This is a genomic window from Luteimonas sp. A537, assembly GCF_054052065.1.
In genome coordinates this window covers 1-20,199 of the sequence record NZ_JBSVRH010000002.1, presented here as the reverse complement: position 1 = coordinate 20,199, position 20,199 = coordinate 1, and the positions used below count along the sequence as shown (strand labels likewise).

Genomic DNA, 20,199 nt, shown 5'->3' with positions numbered 1-20,199 from the left:
CGGTGCTTGGCGCCGGCCCGGAATGCTGCCCGCGGAGACCTGAAAGGTGTCCATGGTGTCCCCGTTGGCGCCGTTCCTGCGTTCTCAGGAACATAACCGCAACGGGACACCCTCCATGCCGGCAGTCCGCCGCGCCAAGCTGCTGCTCCTGGCCATGCTTTCCGTGGCCGCGCCGTGTGCATCCGCGCAGGCAGGAGAGGACGCTGCTGTGCGGGCTGCCGACACCATTTCCATGCCTTCGCCGGTGGACGAGCAGGTCTTGGCGGCCGTTGCCGCGGTGCTGGTCGCCACACTTGGCGATGAGTTCGGCGACAGCATGCTGGAGCTGAAGCTCGGCGCAGCGGAGGTGGAGATCACGGGCCCGCGAGACCACGTCGTGCACGGCGTAGGCGAGCTTCGTTTCAGCGGCAACGACGACGACTGGCTCGCATTCCACTACCGGTCCCGCTACGACCCCCTGTTCGCCACCGCTGGCTATCCGGAAATCGACCTGGGAGCGGATGGCGAGGGCGCCGGTGAACGCTTCGTCCCCAATGACGCAGCCCTGCTGGGCGAACTGGAAGCGCGCATGGCCGGCGAGCTCGAGTCACTGCCCGGGGCCGCGCGCGTGTTCCTGCAGTTCGACGATATCAGCAGCATGCAGTCGGGCAGCCGCTTCCTCCACATCGAGGCCAGCGGCATTGCCGACTTCGGGCCCGGTGGCAGCACCGTCGCGAACGTCGAGGCGCTCTACGACCTGCACGCCGGTACATGGCTGCGCATCAACCACACATTGGCGACCGCTGCCGCTGCGCGGGAGGACGAGCCGCTGGCGGGTTACTGAGCAGGTCGGGCACGCTAGAATCGCCCGACAACCATGTTCAGGAAGACACCATGACCATGCCGGAAGCAGGGGAACTGCTGGCACCGATTTCAGAAGACAACCCGTGCGGCGAGGACATGGCGTTCTCCATCGAGTACGACCGGATCCAGGAGGCCAGGCGCGGGGATGACCCCACCCTGGACCAGGGCGAATGGGTCACCGACCTCAAGGTCGCCGACTGGCCCGCTGTTTACCGCGACACGACCGAGCTGCTGGGCAAGCGCACCAAGGACCTGCAGCTTGCCGTGTGGTTTTCCGAGGCGTCGGTTCGCCTCCACGGCTTCCAGGGCCTGGCGCAGGGGTATCGCGTCATGGCCGGGCTGTGTGAACGCTATTGGGACGCGCTGTACCCGGAGGTCGAGGATGACGATTACGAGCAGCGCATCGGCAACTTCAGCTGGCTGCTGTCGCACTCGGTCCAGTGGATCAAGGACATTCCCCTGACGCAGGGGCAGCAGGGGAGCTTCAGCCAGATCCAGTTCGATACCGCGCGGATCAGGCAGAACAGCCCGGATGAACACGCTGCCGCGATCGATGGCCTGCCACCGCTGGAGGTGATGGAGGCGGCGCGGCGCGCGACTTCGCGCGAGTTCTACGCACAGCTGGTCGACGCAGTGCCCGATTGCGAAGCCGCGCTCAAGGAACTGGAGCTTGTCGTCGATGCGCGGCTGGGCAGCGATGGCCCGAGCTTCGGCGCGGTCCGCGACCAGCTCGCGTATTCGCGAGGCCTGGTCATGCGCTATGCAAGGGACGCGGGAGTCCTGTTCGACGGTGATATCGAGCTGGAGCAAGGCGACGAACCGCAGGCGCAGGAAACGGCTGCGCCGGCGGGGCAGGGCAGCGGGCTGTCCTCGCAGATCGGTTCACGCCGGGAGGCCTTGGCCCAGCTGCGCCGCGTGGCGGAATTCTTCCGCCGCACGGAGCCGCACAGCCCGGTCGCCTATCTTGCCGAGAAAGCGGCACGCTGGGGCGAGATGCCGCTCCACGTGTGGCTGAAGCGGGTGATCAAGGATGACTCCACGCTGGCCCAGGTGGAAGAGCTCCTGGACGTCGACGAAGGCGTGCGCGACGAATAGATCGCCGCCGTAACAAGCTCCCGCGCCGTGGCGCGGGAGCCGGACTACTGAAGGACCGTGAACTGGATCCTGCGATTGCGGGCGCGGCCATCCGGCGTGGCGTTGTCGGCGACGGGCTCGTCCGGCCCACGGCCAAGGACGCTGAGGCCCGAGGTCGGCACGCCCCGCCCACTGAAGTACTCGAGCACGCGCTCCGCACGGGCGAGGCTCAGGCCCAGGTTGGCCTGGCGCTGACCGACGTTGTCGGTGTGTCCGATGATCTGTACCCGCGCATTGCCGACGTCCTTCATCGGGCCGACGAGCTCGTCCAGGATCCGCTGGCCGGCGGGGGTGAGCCGGTCGCTTCCGCTTTCGAACTCGATGATCCGGTCGGCCAGCACCTCGTCGATCAGGTTCTGCGGCGAACCCCCGATCACCAGGCCGTCGGCATTCACCGCATACGATGAGTTCAAGGAGGTCAGCAGCTGGCTGGCCACCTGCTGTCGCTGCAGCTCGTTGACCACGGTGCCCTTGATGGTGACGCTGTTGCCGTTGACATCAAGCTCGCCCTTGGTGACCTGCTTGAGCTTGGGGTCCACCAGCTTCGCGACGTTTTCGCTCCAGTTGGGCGGCGCAACCACGGTGCCGATCAGGACCTTGTCGACCACGCGTTCGGCGCCGTAGACCTCACGCACCTTGGCGAGAACGGCGGCCTTGGTGGCTTCGTCGGGGACCACGCCCTCGACCACGATGGGCGGGAGATCCGCGCCTCCGGCCTGGGCCAGTACGGCGTGCGGGGCCAGGAAGCCGATGGCCAGGATGCCGGTGGCGATGGCGGTTCGCATGTTCATGCTCCAAGGAACGTTTCGCGGAAAACCTGCCGCGCGGACCGCAGCGACAGATCGCCGCGGTCGAGGTAGCTGGCCAGCTTGTTGAGGGCGTAATCGCCCTGCAGCTGGTCCTCGACCCAATCCGCGGCGTCGACGTTGATCAGGCGTTCGGCACCCACCCGGGGATCGATCGCGCTGTGCAGGATCCGGCCATCGGCGCCGTTGAAGCCGATGGTCAGGCGCGGCTTGTCGCCCTCGTTGATGATCAGTGCAAGCTCGACGTCGGCACGCGCCAGGAAGCCGGAGACCAGGTCCAGCCAGAACGCGGCGGCAAGGGGGCGGTACAGGGGATCCCGTGGCAGGGGCAGCGACAGGCCCTTGTCGATGGGCATGGCGGCGCCGCCCAGGGCCGGCTGCAGCAGCAGACCCAGTGCCGGCAGCGCCCATTTCAGCGTGACCTGGCCGTGCCCGGCATCGGCCAGGGCGCTTTCGAGCGAATCCAGCACCTGCATGTCCAGGAAGTCCTGGAAGGTCGCGTCATACGCGGCAGGAGTCGGGTTGAGCGAAAAGCGTGTCTCCGCGATCTGGCGTAGCGGGTCGGTCGGGTCCTCCGCGGCTACTGCCGCACGCACCATGCGGGCCAGCGACACCCACAGGCGGGAGAATGCCAGCGGGCTGCGCGCGACGAAATCCAGCGAGGGCGGGACCTGCAGGTGCGTGGCTGCGATGAACGGGAACCGGCGCTCCGAGGTGTCGCGGCTCGGCTGCAAGTGGCCCGCGATCACCAGCTTGCTGCGCGGCCCCAGGAACGCGAAGTGCAGGGACTGCGCGGCTTCATAGGACTGCTTCCATGCAACGTCATGGCTCAGCAGCTCCAGGCCACTGCCAACCCAGCGGTCGAGCAGGTTCATCAGCTGATGGTTGTCCGGCGTGCGCACGAAATCGCCACGCGATGGCAGCTTGCCGAAATAGCTGACCGGGATCGCCACCTCGTTCATCGCTGCACCTCCGGCTGCGGGCTGCCAACGGATGGCTGGGTGGCCGGTGCCGGCGTGGCCGGCGTGACCGTTGCGGGCAGGCGCAGTCCGCGCATGCTGTTGGTAGTGAGCCCGGCCGAACTTCCTCCGCTGTTCGACTGGACGGGCGCCGCGATGATCTGGAGCTCGATGGTGATGGCAGGGCTGCCCGCCGCTTGCCAGGTCAGCTGGTAGTGGCCGTCGCCGATGGTGCGTTGATCCGCGGCGTCGAAGAGCCTGCTCAGGCCCTCGTTGCCCGGCGCGTTCAGGAATTCCACCGACTGGCCGCTCGCGGTGATCGAGAAGACCCGTACGCCCGGCGTCCCCTGGCCGGGCCAGCGGAAGGTCTGCCACTGCGGCGGCGTGTTGCGGTAGCGAAGGACCTGGCCGTCGATCTCGATCGTGTACTCGTTGAGACCCGACACCGGCTGCGGCTTGATCTGGAAGGTCTGCTGCGCGCCGCCGCCGGAACCACCAGCGCTGGAGGCGACCTGGCCAAGCGGTGCCACCCAGGTGGGGTATCCCGCCAGGAACTCGGGCGACAGCGTGATCCCGATGTTTGCCCAGCGCGCCGGCTCCAGCGCGTTGCCGCGTCGGGTGACCAGGCTGCCGAGCGTGTCCTTGCTGAACTGGGCGACGTTGCCGTTGGGTCCGAATACCTGCTCGATGTCGGACTGCACGGCCTCTACCGAAGCGCCGGGAGTGAACGGGTAGCGCTGTCCGATGCCGTTCTCGAAGGGCTGGTAGACCTGCGCGGACCAGACATGGTTGAGCTCGGTCTCGGTGGGGCCGACCAGCGCGGCATAGGTCTGCGTCAACGGTCTCAGCAACAGGCTGCGCAATGATTGCCTCTGCGCGTCGTCGATGCCGTCGAGCATCTGCTCGTCCACCAGCTTCAGTGCTTCCGACAGCTCGGATCCCGAGGCCAGCGTGTCCTGCATCAGCTTGCTCGCGCCGGCTTCCGTCGCGCCCCGGGTACGAATGCCGTTCAGTCGCGTCCGCACCCCGCCCAGTGCTTCGAAGTAGCTGCCGAGCATCGACGCACCGCCGTCACGCCCGGCCATCAAGCGCGCGAAACCTGCGAACTCGCTTCCCACGGGGCCTGCTGGCACGGGCTCCTGGCGACCGGTCTGCGGATCGAGTCGAACCGGGATCGAAGTCGGGTTGCGACGCATGATCACGCGCTCGAACCAGCCGGTGATGCCTTCGCGGGCCTTGCCCATGAGCTCGCTCTGGGCCTTCGGGTTGTCCCAGATGGTGTTCTCGTTGATCTGCGTCATCAGCTTGAGCAGCGGGGAGTTCCTTGGATCACCGAGGCTGTCCATCCGGGTCACCGCCACGTCGAAGCTCGGGAACTCGGCGATCGCGACATTGTCGACGAAGCGCCGCCATTCCCGTGCGTACTCGGTCTTGTACATCCCGGCCAGCTCCTGGGCGATGTGCTCGGGGCTCCCGGCGATGGTGAGGTCGGTGGCCGCGCTGGTTTCCAGGACCCAGTCGGTGGTGCTGAGCTGGGTGTTGGATGCTTCCTTGATCGCATCCTGGATATAGCCTTCCCATGCCGCGCGGGAGAAGGCGCCGGAAATCGCGTAATTGCCCGTGATCGCGCCCTTGTTGACGTCCTGGCCGACGAGATAGTCGACGGTGATCGTCGGGAAGCGGGTGGCTGCCCGGGTCTTGACGTCGTCATATACCCGCTCGACGGCGGGCTTGCCCTTCATGATCTCGCGCAGCAGGTTGCGGGAGTCGTCGACAAGCGCAAACCTGGTTTCGATCGTCGGCCAGTCCGATGCGGACGACTGGGATATGTAGAACGTCATCAGCCGCTCCGCGTTGCGGACCATCTCCTCGCGCGTCATCTGGCCGCGGTTGGCTTCCAGCCAGTTGCGCCAGAACCGGGTCAGCTCCGAGGACAGGGCACTGGGCTCTACGCGCGACCGGTCACCAAGCATCAGGTAGGCCTTCAGCGCGGCGTAGCCGTCATCGGGACTCGTGGCCGACGCCTCCTGGTAAAGCGTGTCGGTGGCTTCCTGCGTGCCGCCTTCAGGAGCCTCTGCAGCGGGGCTCGATTTTCCGTTGGCGACGAAATCGCCGATGAAGCCCTCAAGCCGCTCGGTCACCGGCTGCAGCATGATCTGGCGCATGCCGTTGAAGTACTCGCGGCGCACCTTCTCCTCGATGCGCGCCCCCTGGTACAGGCCCAGGCCGAGCGACAGCGGCTTGTCCTCGCGGTACTGCTCGAGCTGTTCCAGGCGCTGCTGCAGGATCAGCAGTGCCTCGATCCGCGATTTCAGATCGACGCGGCCCTGCTGCACCTCCACCGCCTTCCCGAGGTCCGCGGTGACGTTGGAGGCGAACTGGCGGTTGGCCGTATACGACCAGGTCCAGCCGGCCAGGACCAGGGCCAGCACGGCGGCGGCGCCGAGGAAGGCGACGTAACGCAGACGCGTGCGGCGCGGAGTGGAGTGCTGCTTGACCAGCTGCCGGTCGGCGAAAACGACCTTGCGGAACAGTCCCTTCAGGAAGAAGCCGTCCTGCGAGCCATCCTCGGGCGCCGGTGTTTCCTCTGCCGCGGGCGCCGGGCCGAGGTCGAACTGCCGGGAAATGCGCTCCGAGGCGCGATGGACCGATGCGCCTTCCTGGATCGCGCTGGTGAAGTAGAAGCCGCGGAACACCGGCTTGAACTGGTAGGGGTTCTCTTCGAACAGCGTCGCGATGAAGGTGCGCAGGGCGGGTTTGATCGCCGCGAACTCCAATGGCAGCGTCAGCAGCGCCGGCCCGGACTCCTGGCCGCGGCGCATGCCAAGCTGGGACAGCGCGACTTCCTTCAGGCCGTCGGAGAGGATGTCGAAATGCGTGTCGAACGAGACGAGTGCGTCGGCCGTTCCACCGGTTTCATAGGGCAGCGTGGCACCCCAGCCGTTCTCACGCTCCGCGGGATCGAGCGTGCTGAAGAACTCGGAGAACCCGGCGATCAGGTCGGCCTTGGTGAACACCACGTACACCGGCGCGAATACCTCCAGGCGCTCTGTCAGCTCCTGCACGCGCTGGCGCAGGTTCTTGGCCAGCTCGATCGCGAACTCCGGCTTGCTGCCGGTGAGTTCGGCGATGCTCGCGGCAATGATCACGCCGTTGATGGGGGCCATGGGCCGGTTGGCGCGCAGCAGGTCGAGGAAGGTCAGCCAGTCCAGTCGGTCCTCGACGCTGACGGTGTAGCGGCCGGCGGTATCGAGCACGATGCCTTCGGTGGTGAAGTACCAGTCGCAATTGCGGGTGCCGCCGATGCCGTGGATGACGTTGCTGCGGCTGTCCTCGAACGGAAACTGCAGCCCGGAATTGAGCACCGCCGTGCTCTTGCCGGCTGCGGGATTGCCGATGATCACGTACCAGGGCAGCTCGTAGAGCGCCGCGGTGCCGCGGGCCTGGCCCAGGCGCGAAGTCTTGATCGCCTTGACCGCCTCGAGCATCTTTTCGCGCAGCACCTCCGTGTCCGCACGGCTGGCCGGCTTGGCATGCGCCAGGGCGGTGTCCGCCTGGTCGCGCATCATGTCGTCAAGCTTGTTCGCGGCCCGGCGCGTACGGATCCTGCGGATTCCCCAGACCAGCAGCCAGACCAGCGTAATCACGACACCGGCGACCAGCAGCCAGAAGCCCACCTGCTTCATGCCGTCGACGCCGAGGAAGAGGGTGGCTCCGGCGAGCAGCAGCCCGAGCGCCGTGATCGTTCGATAGTCGGTGAGGAAATAGCGGAGTCTGCTCATGTTGCCTGCGGGTTGCTGGAGGATTCGGCCGTCTCGTCGGCAGCCGGGGAGTCGGGGGGAGACACAAGGGCGATGGTGCGCTGGTCGGGTTCCGCAACCGCCACTGCAAGCACGGGCTGGTCATTTGCCGCCGCTCGTTCGGCGGCCAATGCAATCAGGGAAAGCGGGGACACGATGCCCGCATGGCCACAGCTGCTCCCCGTGGCCATGCAGTCGCTCTCGGGATCCAGGTGCTCAAGGGCCCGATCCATGAATCCGGCAACGGCGGTCGCGCGCGACTTGCGCAGGTCGGCATCGCTGACCATTGCCTTCACTTCATCGCTGGTCGCGCCCGGTGCGCGCGCGAGAACCTGCCCGAAAAGGTCTTCCATTTGCTGGACTGCCGTGCGCGGTTGCCAGGACACGCCCTGGCGCATGGTGGCGTGTGCGCGGAGCACGGCCTTCGGCGGCAGCGCGAACCCGCCGTCCGCGTCGGCTGCGAGCAGCAGGACGCCGGCCGCGCCTTCACCCGGCACGATGCCTTCGCTGCGCATGGCCGAAAGCAGCTGCCCCGCCTGGTCCAGCCGCTGGACGCTGCGTTCCCCGAGCTGGGAGTGGCATGCCAGTACGAGATGCAGGACCGGCGCGGGGGAGGGCGGGGAGGATGGCAATGCGATTTTCGAAAGGTGGCGCCAGACCTCGTCGCTACCAGAGGCCGGGATGACCTCAGCAACCAACTGTCCGGCGAGGATGCCGGCAGCGCGTGCTTCTTCCACGAACCAGGCCACCGCCAGTTCCCGGATCGCGGAAGTCCATTCCGAAGGAAGGAGGATGCTGGCCTGCAGCCTGGGGGGCGGCGGGGCCGTCGAGCGTCCTCCGCTGACCGAGGGGAGTGGCGCAGCAAGCCAGTCTTCTGCGACCACCTCGGCGAGCAGGTCCTGCGTGACGGGCAGCATCAGGCCGAAGGCGCGGAGTTGCTCTTCGGGGAGGCGGCGAATATCGGCGTGTTTGCCGCCGGCGGCTTCAAACGCCTGCATCACCGCATCGGTGTCGACGTCGTCGATCCAGCTGGCGAACACCGGATAACCGGACCCGTCCTTGAGTTTCTGATGCAGCTGCGGTGCCGCAGGCGTGCCGATCGCCCCGAGCACGCTCGCGACGTCGCTGCCCGCGGGCAGTTGCACTGCACTGGCCAGGATGCCGACAGGCGTGGCGGGCTCGCCTGCGGGGGCGTCCCCACCCGTCGCTGCGTCGTCGCCTGCAGCTTCCAAAGAGTCAGCCTGCGCGTTGGAGGCCTTGCTGCGGGCGTTCGCAAGGCCGTGCTTGAGCAGCGCCAGGACCGCGAACGTACCCAGCGGCAGGACGCCGAGGTACAGCACCAGGGCACGGACATCGGGACGTACGCCCACGATCTTCCAGTAGCCGATGACGACCACCCAGACCACCAGGGCGGTCAGCAACAGCCACATGAGAAAGCGCAGAAGTCTGCTCATCATCCGTTGATCAGGAACCCGTGGCCGTTCAACGGATGCCGGTGGTGGCCTGGCTGGGCATCAACGATGCGCCGCATGCGGTGGTGTCCCCGGAGCGCGCGACGGCCATGCCATCGATGACCAGCGTCGGATCGCCGCTGGCGATCGTAGTTGGGCCGTGCTTCGAACAGACGCAGGCGTCGCCGACGCGGGCGATTGGACGCCCGGCGACATCACTCTGCACGGAAGCGGACGTGACCGTGCCGCCGTGGCTGAGCGCGTCTCCAAGCAAGATAAAAGGGCGTGACATGATGTTCTCCCGAATCCCTGGATCGACATCGTCGATGAACGACGGGTAACGATAGCAGAGCGGCTATCGCTTCATCACGCCTTCACGTCTCAGTTCCACGTGCATCAGGTCCTTGATGCTGGTCCAGTCGCCGCCCCAGACCAGTCCGGCCTCCCTGGCGACTTGCCCGTACAACTGGTAGCCCCGCATCGCCCACGGGTCGCGCTCGGTGATCACCAGCTTGCCGTCGCGCATGAAGGCGCTGTCGGCGGCCAGACCGTACTGGTGCCAGCTCCGCCCGCCCCGTGCCCGGGTCACGTGCTGGCCACGCGCCGCCAGTTGGTCCTGCCGGGCCGGGCTGCGATAGCCCTCCACCAGCACCATTTCGTACCCGTGCTGCTCCCGCATGACCTGATAGATCGCAAGCAGCCGCTGGGTGAACTCCGCATCCAGCTGATCCCACTTGCGGTCCGCGCTCGCCGTCATCGGCCGGACCTCCTCGACTTCTGCGGTCATGAACACTTCCGGAGGCGGCGGGGAAGGGGGCACCAGTCGCTCGCCACGAAGGAGCTCCTCGAGCTTTACGCTGGCCACCGGCCTGGCGACGCCTTCGAACCCGTCCAGGATCACCTCGCGCCGGAACAGCAGCACCAGCAGTGGCGGCAGCGCGATGACAAGCAGTCCTGCCAACAGCAGGTGACGATACGTCTGGAAGATTTCCGCAAGGTGCGAAGGCTGGTCACGCCGCGATTTGCGAGCCAGGCCGTGTTGCACCGAGCCGCTGATACGCCTGGCCCGGCCGCCGACTGCGCGCAGTCGGGCAAGGAGCCACGCAAGCAGCCGCTCCCGCACGTCGGCGAAGTATGCAAGCCACGCCAGCAGGCATGCGAATGCGAAGAGCAGGGCCATCCATAGCGCGATCACTGGGTCGTCTGGTCTCGTCCGTGGACCGGAGTGGTCTTGCGGGAGGGATGAAGTATGCTTGGCGAATATACAGCCCGGCCATGGAAAGAACAGGCACGCCCGTGGACAGCAAGGATCGCAAACCAGCCCGCCCCAGTCTTTTCGAATCCGGCCCCGCGCCTGGAGGACAGGAGGGCGCGCGCGCGGCCGGTGGCAGGCTCGACGTGGAGCTGGCGGGGCAGGGGAGTCAACAGCGACCTTGGCCGCGGTTCTTGCCGTGGGTATTGGCCGCCGGCCTGGCCGCCATCGGGATCGCGGGCTGGGCTGCACTGTCTGATCGCGGTTCGGCCGAGTCGATGCAGGTCGCCCATGCGCCCCTGTCACCGTCAGGCGTCGTGGACCGATCATCCACGGCCGTGCTCGTGGATGGAGGGAGCGCGCACGGCGGGCAGCCATCGACGGATGACCCGCTGTCCAACATCGGCGCGAATGCCGAAGCAGCCGAGGCGGGAACCGACCTCGCCAGCCGGCTCGGGCTCAACACCGAAGCTGCGCCGGCAGCAACGGCAAGCCGGGGTGGCACATCGGCAAGCGCCAGGCGGACCGCGCGTCCGCGCGCGCAAACCGCGGACGAGAAGGCGGACCTGCTTGCCGTCCTGATGGCGAACATCCGCGAACAACCTGACAAGGCCCAAGCTGGCGGCACCGGCCCGCAAACCCTGGATGAGCTGGTCGCGCAATTGAGCAAGGCGCCCTCGGCGGAGCCTGGATCCCCGGCCAGCAGCGAAGTCGCCGCGGCCAACCAGAGTTCGGCAAACCTGCAGAGGCAGTTGCGGTCCTGCCCCGCGGCCAATACCACGGCCGGCATTCGCTGTCGGCAGAAGCTGTGCGCGAAGCATCGCGGCGATCCTGCCTGCCCGATGCAGTGAGTGGCGCCTGCCTCAGGGAAGTCGCGGCGTTGTATGAGGCGTGAGACTGTAGTCGGGGGGCGGCTTAGTCCGCCACTGTCTGTCTAGCCAAAGCCAGCACAGCCGCCGCCACGTCAGCCGAGGTGAGCAGGAATACCTCCTCATCGCTTTCAGGCACCTTGCTGCCGTTGTCCTCGATGACAAGGCCTTGGCTGGACGTAATGAACGCCCTGGGCGAGAAACAGTAGGGAGTATCTTCGTCGCCGGTTGGTTGCTTGATCAAGCTGACGAATTCTGCAGCCTGCATGGAGCCGGGATCGATCGCCTCACAGAACGGATGGGGCGCCAGGATATCGCTCACGGCATCGACATCGACCAGCTCCGTCGCGATCGCCGGCTTTCCAAGCGCCACCCCCTGGACCTTGCCAGACGACCCATCGACCAGCCATCCGAAGTTGTCGTGCGAGGTGCATTTGCACTCGCAGGAAAGAAGATAGTGCCTCCGACCCTCGGTCCAGTACAGCGTCGCCGTATCGCCTTCGCACAGCGCGAGGGCGTCCTGGTTGCCGGCGAGTGCCGCGTTGCAGCGCCCCTCCGAATCGCATTGCTCCGATGCAGGAGGTGCGTCAGCTACCAGCTTCAGTCGGGGCTGCAAGGTTTCCACCTGTCTCCTGGTGCTGTGCTCGCGCTCGGAGCAAGCGACGAGGAACAGCGCCAGGGTAAGTACGGCGACCATGGAGCTGGCAAATCGGCTGATCATGGGTTTTCTCCAACAGATGGAAGTTGGCATTAGGAACCTTTCGGAGTTCAGATCCGTGGGCTCGCCATGGCGGCGTGATTCATTCGGGATTCCCGGGCGGTTCACCCCTCAGTCGGGTTTGGTGCAGATCAGGACCGAGGCTGAAGCGTCGGCGGGGTCTTGGACGAGTTCCGGCGCGACGCCAAACTGTGATTCCGCGGACTCGCGGAAGTCCTTTCCGAGTTTCGCCATCAGCGTCGATCGAGCCGTTTCGAGATCGGCATCGAAGTAGAGCGCAAATACCGGGAGCGTAGTTCGGGGAACCGCAAGGCGATCCACGGCGAGCCCAAGGAACTGCTCGTCGATGCAGTAGGTCACCAGCGTGTCCGAAGTGTTGCAGCGGAAATCCTCGATCGCCTCCAGATACGGGCTTGACGACGTTCGCGTGTACTCGTCGATGAACAGGTCGCCCATGTCGCAGGTCGGAAAGCCATGAGTGGCCTGCTCAAACAGCGAACGCGATGTGGTTGCATCGGAAGCATCGACTGTTGCGTTGTGGACCTGGCTGCCGTTGCAACCGAGAAGTGCTGCGAAAAGAAACAGGACTGCTGCCAGCATGCCGTTGGCGTACGTAGGCTGAAGATGCGGCATGAGGAAACCCTTAATCGGAGAAGCTGAAGAAGCGACGAGGCTCGATGTTGACTAAGCCATCCGGAAGCGACAGATCTACATTGCCGCTTGCGGCCGCCATGAAAGGATGCTGCGACGCCTTGACCCTGAGCACCCCGGGCACTCGAACGCGACGCTGCCGCCTTCCAAGGTGGCGCGCGTCTCCTTTTCTTGCTTCGGCTCAGTCATCAGATTCCTGCATGTATTGAGTGGTGTGGCCTTCAAAACGCCCACCATCAAAGGTAAAGCAGAAGCGGCCTGCTTCAATGACACGGTAGACCAACAGCGAACCTTCAATGCATACGGTGCTGCTGTCGATGGAGAAGTCGAGCGCGCCTTCCCCGACCGGGTTGCCGTGCACATCAAGTGATCCCGCATATGCATCGAACGGAAATGGCCAGACGGCACCCGTATCCGGTTCTATTACCACCAGTGACTTCTGGTGATATTCGGGACGAGTGGATACATTCAATAGGATCCGATCACTCGCGAAGTTTGCTGTTTGTCCTTGAAGTGCCTGCGTGTAGGCATTGATGTGGACGACGTCGCAGAAGTTGGTTGGACTGTAGGGATACGCACAGCGTGAATACGGATAGGCGAATTTAACCTGGGCAATGGTAGCCCGCGACTGGACAGGTGGTCCGGCGCGCGGTGTCGTATCAGCAGGCACCGCGGGCGGCTTCGTAGATACCGGCGAAGCCGGCTGCAGTTGCGGCTGTGCACTACAGGCGGTCTGCGAGAGAAGCAGCTGCGAGCCAATGAGAAAGGCGAATGGCCATTTGATCGATTTCATCGGTGTTTCTGAACTTCATGAATGATGGCGCGGAAATCATGTAATGACCCAACGGTTTTTGCTCAGGTCAGGCCGCTAACGCATACGCTTCAGCGGGTGTCTTCATGCCCGGCGCCTGATGCGGGCGCCGGAAGTCGTAGAGCTGGATCCATTCCCCGATCACGTGCATCGCGTGCTGCTGGGGTTCCAAGCGGTGACGGTGGGCGCATTGCTCCTTCAACGTGCGGATCTTGTAGTACATGCTGCGCCGTGCCACACCGAACCAGCGGCACAGCTTAGACTCAACTCCCAAGTGCAACGCCCTCATATAAGGGCGTTGTCATGTCCCGAACCTACCATCACCTGAGTCCGGAAGATCGCGCCGTGATCATGATCGAGCGCCAGAACGGCAGCAGCCTGCGTTCGACTCCGCGCCGGCTGGGTCGTTCGCCGTCCACCTTGTCGCGTGAGCTGCAGCGGGCAGGACCCGGAGCCTATGGCGCGACGCTGGCCACCCAAGGCTGTCGCGAACGTCGCAGCGCCAGGCCGCGTGGCGCTCTCAAGCAGGACATGGTCGCCGCGCTGCGCCGCGCGAAGCCGGCGGCTGAAGATGGACATCTGGTTCTGCGATCCGCATGCACCGTGGCAGCGCGGAAGCAATGAGAACACCAATGGCCTGCTGCGTCAGTTCCTGCCGAAGGGCCGCGACCTGCCGATCGCCAGCCAGACGCTTGCAAGTTGAGACCGAGCATTTTTGTAGGTACCTGCAAGGTCTGGCCGGTCCATTCAGGGCGAATGAATTGCGTTACACGAGACCACTGAAGCAGCGCTGTGTTGATGCGTGTTGGTGAGGTCGGAGAAACTGACGCCCTCGCTCTCGGCAACATAGCGGCGGTAGCTTTCTACTGTGATCTTCGTATAACCCTGGTAGCAAGCTGAATCAGAATGCTGGAGGGAGTCCAATCCCAGCATTTCTCTCGCCTCGGCGTTATTGGAGAAGCACATCCAATGAAACGGCTTTCCATCAGAGTCTTGTGGAAGCGATTTCTGGCTGGAATCGTCTGGGAAGAAGCACACGGCATCGTGAATCTCGATGTTACTCGGATTTACGAAGTAAACCCCGCTTATTGTCGCTGTTCCTGCATAGTCTATGAACTCACCATCGTTGCTCAGCATAAACATCTGGACAGGTGTTGAGCACGAAATTGCAGAAAATGGCGCTGCGATCACTAGGGCAATGGTTCGAAGAAGTCTCATTAACTTCGTTCCTGTGTGCGCCTGATGTTCATGGTTGGTCGGTTCCCAGGCTGATATGTACATGGTGGATATGCGTGTCATCCGTTGTGACCCGACACATCGTCACCAGCCGCAAATCGCCAACGTGTGCGCGCATGAACGCGCACTTCGCCCTTACCCCCTGACAAAGTACGACGCGTCCAGTCTGGCACCCGGATTGCAGGCGGCCAGCAGCAGGGTCACGGTCACAAGGGGGCACTTCGCATGACGGTCATCTGCCCAGCGTGTACATGATGAAGGAGCCGTGGTCGCCCGAGAGGTAATCGATTGTCGTGCTCTGCCGCACGAAAAATCAGTCCGACTGCTTACCTGAAAATAAAGGGCAGGACTCGGCTGCCAGATTGATGTCTTCTGTCATTCCGATAACTTCGCCTGAAGCTTGGTCAACGACATAGTCGTCCACTGTTGCCCGGCTCTGGTCTCGGCTGAAGGTCACTTCATAAGGGCCGCGAGTCACTGTGTAATGGTTGATGGGTTCGTCACGCTCAATGTCAATTAAATAGACCTTGACGACTGGCGGGGCACCCATTTCTACTAGATTGTTGTCATGGCCCCAAACAATAGCGCGCGTTCGACTGCAACTGACGGCCCAGCCGCTGACGGTCACGTCAAGAGGGATATTGGCTGTGCGGTTGCCGCGATCGAAAGAGAACTGATCGGCAATTGCTCGGAATGATCGACCTAAGTTTTGGTTGTCGGCACAGGCTACGCCTGATGCGATGAATATGAATAGAAACGGCAACGATATCGTGTTTTTAAGCTTCATCGCCGAGCACGCGGTAAGAGGATATGGTTTCGGTTGCCCGCCTTGGAGCGGGTGGGCGCTCGTATGGATTGACTAGCCGGCCGAAGCTTGTGCAGTAGCTTCGCCATCAGCCGCCCTGTAAATGCCAGTCTTGGCACAGTAGAATCCGCCCTCTCCGATCTCCTAGAACCGATGGCGCCATCCTCGATCGGCACGTGCTCTCAGTGCGGCTAGGCTGAAAGTTCGTGCTAACAGCTGCTACTTGAGATCCAGAGCTATTCATTTCTCCTTGGATAGCACTATAGGTGAATTGTCTTTGCAGGAAATCTCAATTTCCGTCGATTCTTTAGCTATAACGCCAATGGTCTGGAGCGGCAGAACGGCATTTGCAACCGCTACGCTGGGGTCAAAGAACTCAGAGACAACTGAGCTAAGGTCTTGCGAAAAAACTACCCGGTAATAATTTCTCTCAATTATGTCTGCATTCTGGCTCGGCCCGGTCTGAATGACGAGATCAATGTGTTTCGCGCCGCAGGAATGATTCTCGACCACAAACATTCTTTCTGCCCTTGAAAAATGCGGTTCCATCAGCTTGTGCTTTATTCTGGCGCCGTTGCCGGAAGTTCCTTCGATAACGTAAAATTGATCCGGAGATGGCTTTAGTTCAAACTGATACTCTGAAGTTTTGATTAGCATTCCTCGGTCAATTTTAGGCACTACAAACAGCTCGGACCCAGAAAGCAGTTCGGGGCTGCAGGGCATAGCACAGGCGGCCATTAGAATTAAAGTATACATAACGTCATAGCCTCGAGGGTGTTGGGATTTGGCAGTTTGGCGGATAGTGTGCCTCAAGGAGGAGCGCGTACTGCAATGCATCGTGCTTGAGCTATACGGCATCTATAAAAATCCTGCCATTCCTTATAAGCTCGACAAGACTCCACCGTTCCTTGTGGCTTTTCGTGCCTTTGTTAATTAAATCGGTAATTTTGTCTGCAGGGTCTCGGTGATTCCGTTGTCTGCCTGTAGATATAATTTTTTATCAACCCAGAACATCAATCCTGACCGAACAGCATGGGTTGGCTCGTCTACTTTATCTGGATTCGCCTCGAAATCGATACTTCCACCCAGATTCGTTCATGCGTTGCTGCGAGATCTCTGTAATTACCACGTCCAGTCAACTGTTTCAGGCCGCGGCCGCGGCGGTGGCACTGGTTGTACTCGGCAAGTACTCGGTAGAAGCTGGATTCGGACCCTGCCAGACCCCATGGTGCTCGCAGACCCAGGATCTGGGCATAAAGCTCGCTATCTCTCGTCCGTCGAAGACTAAGCTACGCACTCGAAACGATGAAGCGCCGTTAAAGGTTGGAGCCCCGGAAAGGTCGGCGGTTCACTCCACTATAGTACTTGTTTATAACGCAACGGGACTAAGTGAGGCCACTCGGCCCTCAATGAAGGTAATGCTCCTTGATGACGTCATTTCCATGGTCGTTGACATAATCAAGAGCTCGACCTGCTTCATCTCTTTCAACTGGGTCAAAGACTTCCTCTGTGGTGGTGAACTTTCCATTCAAGTAATGGAGATCCCTGATTCTGATGGAGCCTTCGTATTCGTACCACGAGGATAACTCCTGCATGGGCTTTATTGGCTTCCCGTTAGCGTCAAGCACGATTCCGGATACTTCCACCGCCTCCCCTTCACCATCGCTCATGTCGTAGTTCTTGTGCAGGTACGTTACCAGGTAGTAATTTTCTTGAATCCTCCAAACTGAAAGCGGGAAGAGTTGCGATTCGGTTCCATTCACCAGCACACCATCCGTAAGCACCTTGAACTCGAAGGCATTCTTAGGCAAACAGGCAGAAAGAGCCGTGATCTGGTCTGGGAACGGCTCAATGACTACCTCGCCAGGACTCTTGGCATTCGCAACTGGTGGGTAGTCGTTGAATACTCTGAATGCACTCAGGGTGCCTTCGCTGACTTTTTCTGCAAAAGATAAGGCTTTTGCGCATGTATTCCCGTCGGCCATCTTCGCTCTGGTGAACTCGCTATCCTTTGCTTGATCTTTCTCCCGTTGCTCATTCGGATTTGCGATAGATGTTTCGGAATGGGCCTTCCCCGATGCCTCTGAATGCCCGCTCGCAGAGCATGCTTGAATAAGCATCGCCAAGGAAGCAAGGAAGTTCCTCATTGCGCCGTCTCTGCCATACTTTGGTGAGTGTCTCTTTCTTCATCCAAGGCATTCGCCCCCGCAATTGTGTTTAGGTGGGTCAATGTGTTCGGGTTCCGCTCCGTCCGCAGGAACCTGAAATCGCCATCCTCACCGTTTATATGGGATGAGCTCACGCCGGGCGCCCCCTCTCGCATGCTGGACGCTGTCGAAGTAATGTCGTCTAAGCCTACGTCATGGTAGGCCAGCAGCGAAACTCGGATAGGAAAGCCGAACCTGGGCAGTGATAGCCCGCGATTCCCGACGTGCCCCCGCGGGCGTTCTTGGATGCCGGCGAAGCCGGCCGCCGCTTGTCCTGGTCCAGTTGCGGCTGTGCACTACAGGCGATCTGCGAGAGAAGCCGCAGCGAGCCAATCAGAAGGGCGAATAGCCGTTCGGTCGATTTCATCGGCGCTTTCGATTTCCTGAAGGGCGGCGCGGAGATGACGTGCGGCACCGCTTATGGCGTCAGCTAACCTGTGGAGAGGATTGTCGTGGGCGCGCGGTAAAAATGAGCTTGCCCCGGAACTCCGGACATCCATCTAAGCGACACGGGATAGCTCAAACTCCTCCGGGCTGAGATAGCCGAGCGTGGAGTGGAGCCGCTGTCGATTGTAGTAAACCTCGATGTAGTCGAACACCTGCGCCTTGGCTTGTTCGCGAGTACTGAAACGCTCGCTGTGCACGGCCTCGACCTTCAAGCTGTGATTCCGGCTTTCCATCGCAGCGTTGTCGTAGCAGTTGCCCTTGGCGCTCATGCTGGCCACCAAGCCGTGCTCGTCGAGCAGCGTGCGGTGCTCGCGCGAACAATACTGGCTGCCGCGATCGGAGTGCACGATCACGCCACGAGGCCGATGGCGCCGGAACAGGGCCATGCGCAGCGAATCGCACACCAGGGGCGCGGTCATCCGATCCGACATCGACCAGCCCACCACCATGCGCGAGTACAGATCCAGCACCACCGCCAGATACAGCCAGCCTTCGTCGGTGGCGATGTAGGTGATGTCGCCGACCCGCTTCTGGTTGGGCCGCTGGGCACTGAAGTCCTGCGCCAGCAGATTTGGCAGCGAGTGTTTTTGAGTTCGTCGTCGCCTTGTGCTTGCGTGCATCTTTGGCCCGCAGGCCATGCCGGCGCATGCTCTGCGCCACCTGGTGGCGGCCGGCGGTGTGGCTTTGCGCCTTCAGCCGTCGAGATAGACCCGTCGAGCCCGCACGGCTATTTTCAGCCGTAAAAGCGAGCTTCACTTCGGCATCAAGCTGCTTCTGCGCCCGCGCCCGCGCCCGACCGCGCCATTCGTAGTAGCCGCTCGGCGACACCGTCAGCACACGGCACATCATGTGCACCCGGAACTGAGCTTCGTGCGAGCGGATCATCGCGTACTTCACTTGGGTTGCCTGGCGAAGTACGCCGCCGCCCATTCTAAGAAGGCGTTCTCCTCTTCCAGCTGCGCCACCTCACGCTTGAGCCGGGCATGCTCAGACTGCTGCAGCCGCTGCTCCTCGCTGGTCTGGCCGGTCAACTTGGCCTTGGTGCGCCGCCCATAGAGCTGGCTCTCTTGCAGCCCCAAGTCCTTGGCCGCCATCGCCATGCCGTCTTGCGCGGCGCGCGCCAAGGCTTGCTGCTTGAACTCCGGGCTGTAACGCTTCCGGACCTGCTTCACCACGGTTTTGCTCTTCATCTGCTTCACATTGGATTGCGATATTGAATCGCTTATCCGGATGTCCGGCAAACAGGGGCAGGATCAGGCAGTTACACAGTTCAAATTACAGACTCGCCGAAGCGGTCTACTATCAACAGATCCGAGAGCTCGCCATGGCAGCGTGACTCACGCCAACGAGCCTCCGGAATTTCCGGGGCGGTTCACTGCGAGCATGGGAATATGTACAGTCCAAGCTCCTCAACCATACAACCCATCTCAAAGACCATCAGCACTACCTACATCTCCAAGGCAACCTTCCAACTGTTCGTGAAATAAATGAATAAAATCAACTACATCACGGCCGTATGCCTGTCACTCCTTCTACCCGGCTGCGCAATGAGCACTGGAAGCCAAACGGAGGGTTGTATCTCCTTTCTCGCAGGCGTATCCAAGATCCCCAACGGGAGCGAAGTGGGTTTCGACATCGAAAAGGCGTATCGCATAGAAGACGGCATGTTCGTCCAAGCGTATGACGCGATGCGCCCCATCAATTCTGGCTGCACGCTCGGCAGCATCATCCCTATCCCCCCGAGCGAGATCAAGTCGCCTTGGAAGGCCCACGAATTCATTGATGTTGCATCGGGAACCCATAATGGGTCTCCGTGGATACAGTTCGTGTATCCCTCTATTGATGACGGGCACGGCCCTGGACTTTCATCAAGCATCGTCTTCTATGACGACGAAGGCCATCCGACATCAACCAGTCTTGTGTCTTCCTATCATTCCTGGGAAGGAGCAAGAGTACTGAATTCAAAGATCAAAGGGTCACAACTTGAACGTTGCACTCAATTCATCGAGTTCTTCAGCTACACAAAGTCCGGGGATATTGACCAGGAACTTGACACGCCCATTCGTTCGTCTTGCGCGATTTCGCACGGCGAGCTGCCGTGATGCCCGGCGGATTGACTGATCCTGCCCCTGCTTCACGGACACCCGGATAAGCGATTCAATATCGCAACCCGAGGTGAGACAGATGACCAGGAAGAAGTCAGAGACAAA

The 20,199-nt window shown here is 62.2% G+C and carries 19 protein-coding genes and 2 pseudogenes; 6 read left to right on the top strand and 15 right to left on the bottom strand.

Annotated elements, in window-relative coordinates:
* The first annotated feature begins 64 nt into the window (after positions 1 to 64).
* Entirely contained in the window at positions 65 to 823 is a 759-nt protein-coding gene (locus tag ACW7GZ_RS04050; protein ID WP_457008008.1) for a hypothetical protein, read from the top strand.
* 50 nt (positions 824 to 873) lie between these two features.
* A complete protein-coding gene (gene tssA, locus ACW7GZ_RS04045) occupies positions 874 to 1,938 on the top strand; it encodes a type VI secretion system protein TssA (RefSeq protein ID WP_457008006.1) in 1,065 nt (354 codons plus the stop codon).
* 44 nt (positions 1,939 to 1,982) lie between these two features.
* Here the strand turns inward: tssA and ACW7GZ_RS04040 are convergent, their stop codons facing one another.
* From ACW7GZ_RS04040 to ACW7GZ_RS04015, 6 genes are all read right to left on the bottom strand, one after another.
* Positions 1,983 to 2,762: an OmpA family protein gene (locus ACW7GZ_RS04040; protein WP_457008004.1), complete on the bottom strand. Its 780-nt coding sequence runs from the start codon at positions 2,760 to 2,762 to the stop codon at positions 1,983 to 1,985.
* Positions 2,763 to 2,764: 2 nt separating this feature from the next.
* Entirely contained in the window at positions 2,765 to 3,745 is a 981-nt protein-coding gene (gene tagF, locus ACW7GZ_RS04035) for a type VI secretion system-associated protein TagF (protein ID WP_457008002.1), read from the bottom strand.
* The gene (gene tssM / locus ACW7GZ_RS04030; RefSeq protein ID WP_457008000.1) at positions 3,742 to 7,524 is read right to left on the bottom strand and encodes a type VI secretion system membrane subunit TssM; all 3,783 of its coding nucleotides are present in this window, start codon (positions 7,522 to 7,524) and stop codon (positions 3,742 to 3,744) included. Before tssM ends, tagF begins: the two co-directional genes overlap by 4 nt.
* Complete coding sequence (locus ACW7GZ_RS04025) at positions 7,521 to 8,996, bottom strand: hypothetical protein (protein ID WP_457003894.1); 1,476 nt, start codon at positions 8,994 to 8,996, stop codon at positions 7,521 to 7,523. Before ACW7GZ_RS04025 ends, tssM begins: the two co-directional genes overlap by 4 nt.
* A gap of 28 nt (positions 8,997 to 9,024) precedes the next feature.
* Complete coding sequence (locus ACW7GZ_RS04020; protein WP_457003896.1) at positions 9,025 to 9,285, bottom strand: PAAR domain-containing protein; 261 nt, start codon at positions 9,283 to 9,285, stop codon at positions 9,025 to 9,027.
* A 63-nt stretch (positions 9,286 to 9,348) separates the two neighbouring features.
* On the bottom strand, positions 9,349 to 10,173 hold the full coding sequence (locus ACW7GZ_RS04015) for a M15 family metallopeptidase (RefSeq protein WP_457003897.1): 825 nt from the start codon (positions 10,171 to 10,173) through the stop codon (positions 9,349 to 9,351).
* Positions 10,174 to 10,289: 116 nt separating this feature from the next.
* Here ACW7GZ_RS04015 and ACW7GZ_RS04010 point away from each other — a divergent pair, with 116 nt between their 5' ends.
* Complete coding sequence (locus tag ACW7GZ_RS04010) at positions 10,290 to 11,096, top strand: hypothetical protein (RefSeq protein WP_457003899.1); 807 nt, start codon at positions 10,290 to 10,292, stop codon at positions 11,094 to 11,096.
* Between the two features lie 64 nt (positions 11,097 to 11,160).
* Here ACW7GZ_RS04010 and ACW7GZ_RS04005 read toward each other — a convergent pair whose 3' ends face one another.
* The 4 genes from ACW7GZ_RS04005 to ACW7GZ_RS03990 form a co-directional block, all read right to left on the bottom strand.
* Positions 11,161 to 11,835, bottom strand: a complete 675-nt coding sequence (locus ACW7GZ_RS04005) for a hypothetical protein (protein ID WP_457007998.1) — start codon at positions 11,833 to 11,835, stop codon at positions 11,161 to 11,163.
* Positions 11,836 to 11,943: 108 nt separating this feature from the next.
* Positions 11,944 to 12,465, bottom strand: a complete 522-nt coding sequence (locus tag ACW7GZ_RS04000) for a hypothetical protein (protein WP_457007996.1) — start codon at positions 12,463 to 12,465, stop codon at positions 11,944 to 11,946.
* Positions 12,466 to 12,664: 199 nt separating this feature from the next.
* Positions 12,665 to 13,276: a hypothetical protein gene (locus ACW7GZ_RS03995; protein ID WP_457007994.1), complete on the bottom strand. Its 612-nt coding sequence runs from the start codon at positions 13,274 to 13,276 to the stop codon at positions 12,665 to 12,667.
* Positions 13,277 to 13,343: 67 nt separating this feature from the next.
* Complete coding sequence (locus ACW7GZ_RS03990; protein WP_457007992.1) at positions 13,344 to 13,517, bottom strand: integrase core domain-containing protein; 174 nt, start codon at positions 13,515 to 13,517, stop codon at positions 13,344 to 13,346.
* An 80-nt stretch (positions 13,518 to 13,597) separates the two neighbouring features.
* Between ACW7GZ_RS03990 and ACW7GZ_RS03985 the strand changes: the two genes are divergently transcribed.
* Both ACW7GZ_RS03985 and ACW7GZ_RS03980 read left to right on the top strand, forming a co-directional pair.
* Positions 13,598 to 13,918: a helix-turn-helix domain-containing protein gene (locus ACW7GZ_RS03985; protein WP_457007990.1), complete on the top strand. Its 321-nt coding sequence runs from the start codon at positions 13,598 to 13,600 to the stop codon at positions 13,916 to 13,918.
* Positions 13,872 to 13,982: pseudogene (locus ACW7GZ_RS03980) on the top strand (IS30 family transposase); the annotation flags it as partial. The gene ACW7GZ_RS03985 and the pseudogene ACW7GZ_RS03980, both read left to right, overlap by 47 nt.
* Before the next feature lie 59 nt (positions 13,983 to 14,041).
* On the opposite strand, the gene ACW7GZ_RS03975 reads toward ACW7GZ_RS03980, so the two are convergent.
* From ACW7GZ_RS03975 to ACW7GZ_RS03955, 5 genes and pseudogenes are all read right to left on the bottom strand, one after another.
* Positions 14,042 to 14,575: a hypothetical protein gene (locus tag ACW7GZ_RS03975; RefSeq protein ID WP_457007989.1), complete on the bottom strand. Its 534-nt coding sequence runs from the start codon at positions 14,573 to 14,575 to the stop codon at positions 14,042 to 14,044.
* Positions 14,576 to 14,843: 268 nt separating this feature from the next.
* A complete protein-coding gene (locus ACW7GZ_RS03970) occupies positions 14,844 to 15,317 on the bottom strand; it encodes a hypothetical protein (RefSeq protein WP_457007987.1) in 474 nt (157 codons plus the stop codon).
* A gap of 258 nt (positions 15,318 to 15,575) precedes the next feature.
* A complete protein-coding gene (locus tag ACW7GZ_RS03965) occupies positions 15,576 to 16,013 on the bottom strand; it encodes a hypothetical protein (RefSeq protein ID WP_457007985.1) in 438 nt (145 codons plus the stop codon).
* Between the two features lie 728 nt (positions 16,014 to 16,741).
* On the bottom strand, positions 16,742 to 17,482 hold the full coding sequence (locus ACW7GZ_RS03960) for a hypothetical protein (RefSeq protein ID WP_457007983.1): 741 nt from the start codon (positions 17,480 to 17,482) through the stop codon (positions 16,742 to 16,744).
* Between the two features lie 560 nt (positions 17,483 to 18,042).
* Positions 18,043 to 19,179 (bottom strand): annotated as a pseudogene (locus tag ACW7GZ_RS03955) (IS3 family transposase).
* Positions 19,180 to 19,476: 297 nt separating this feature from the next.
* Here ACW7GZ_RS03955 and ACW7GZ_RS03950 point away from each other — a divergent pair.
* The gene (locus ACW7GZ_RS03950; RefSeq protein WP_457007981.1) at positions 19,477 to 20,091 is read left to right on the top strand and encodes a hypothetical protein; all 615 of its coding nucleotides are present in this window, start codon (positions 19,477 to 19,479) and stop codon (positions 20,089 to 20,091) included.
* The last annotated feature ends 108 nt before the right edge of the window (positions 20,092 to 20,199 follow it).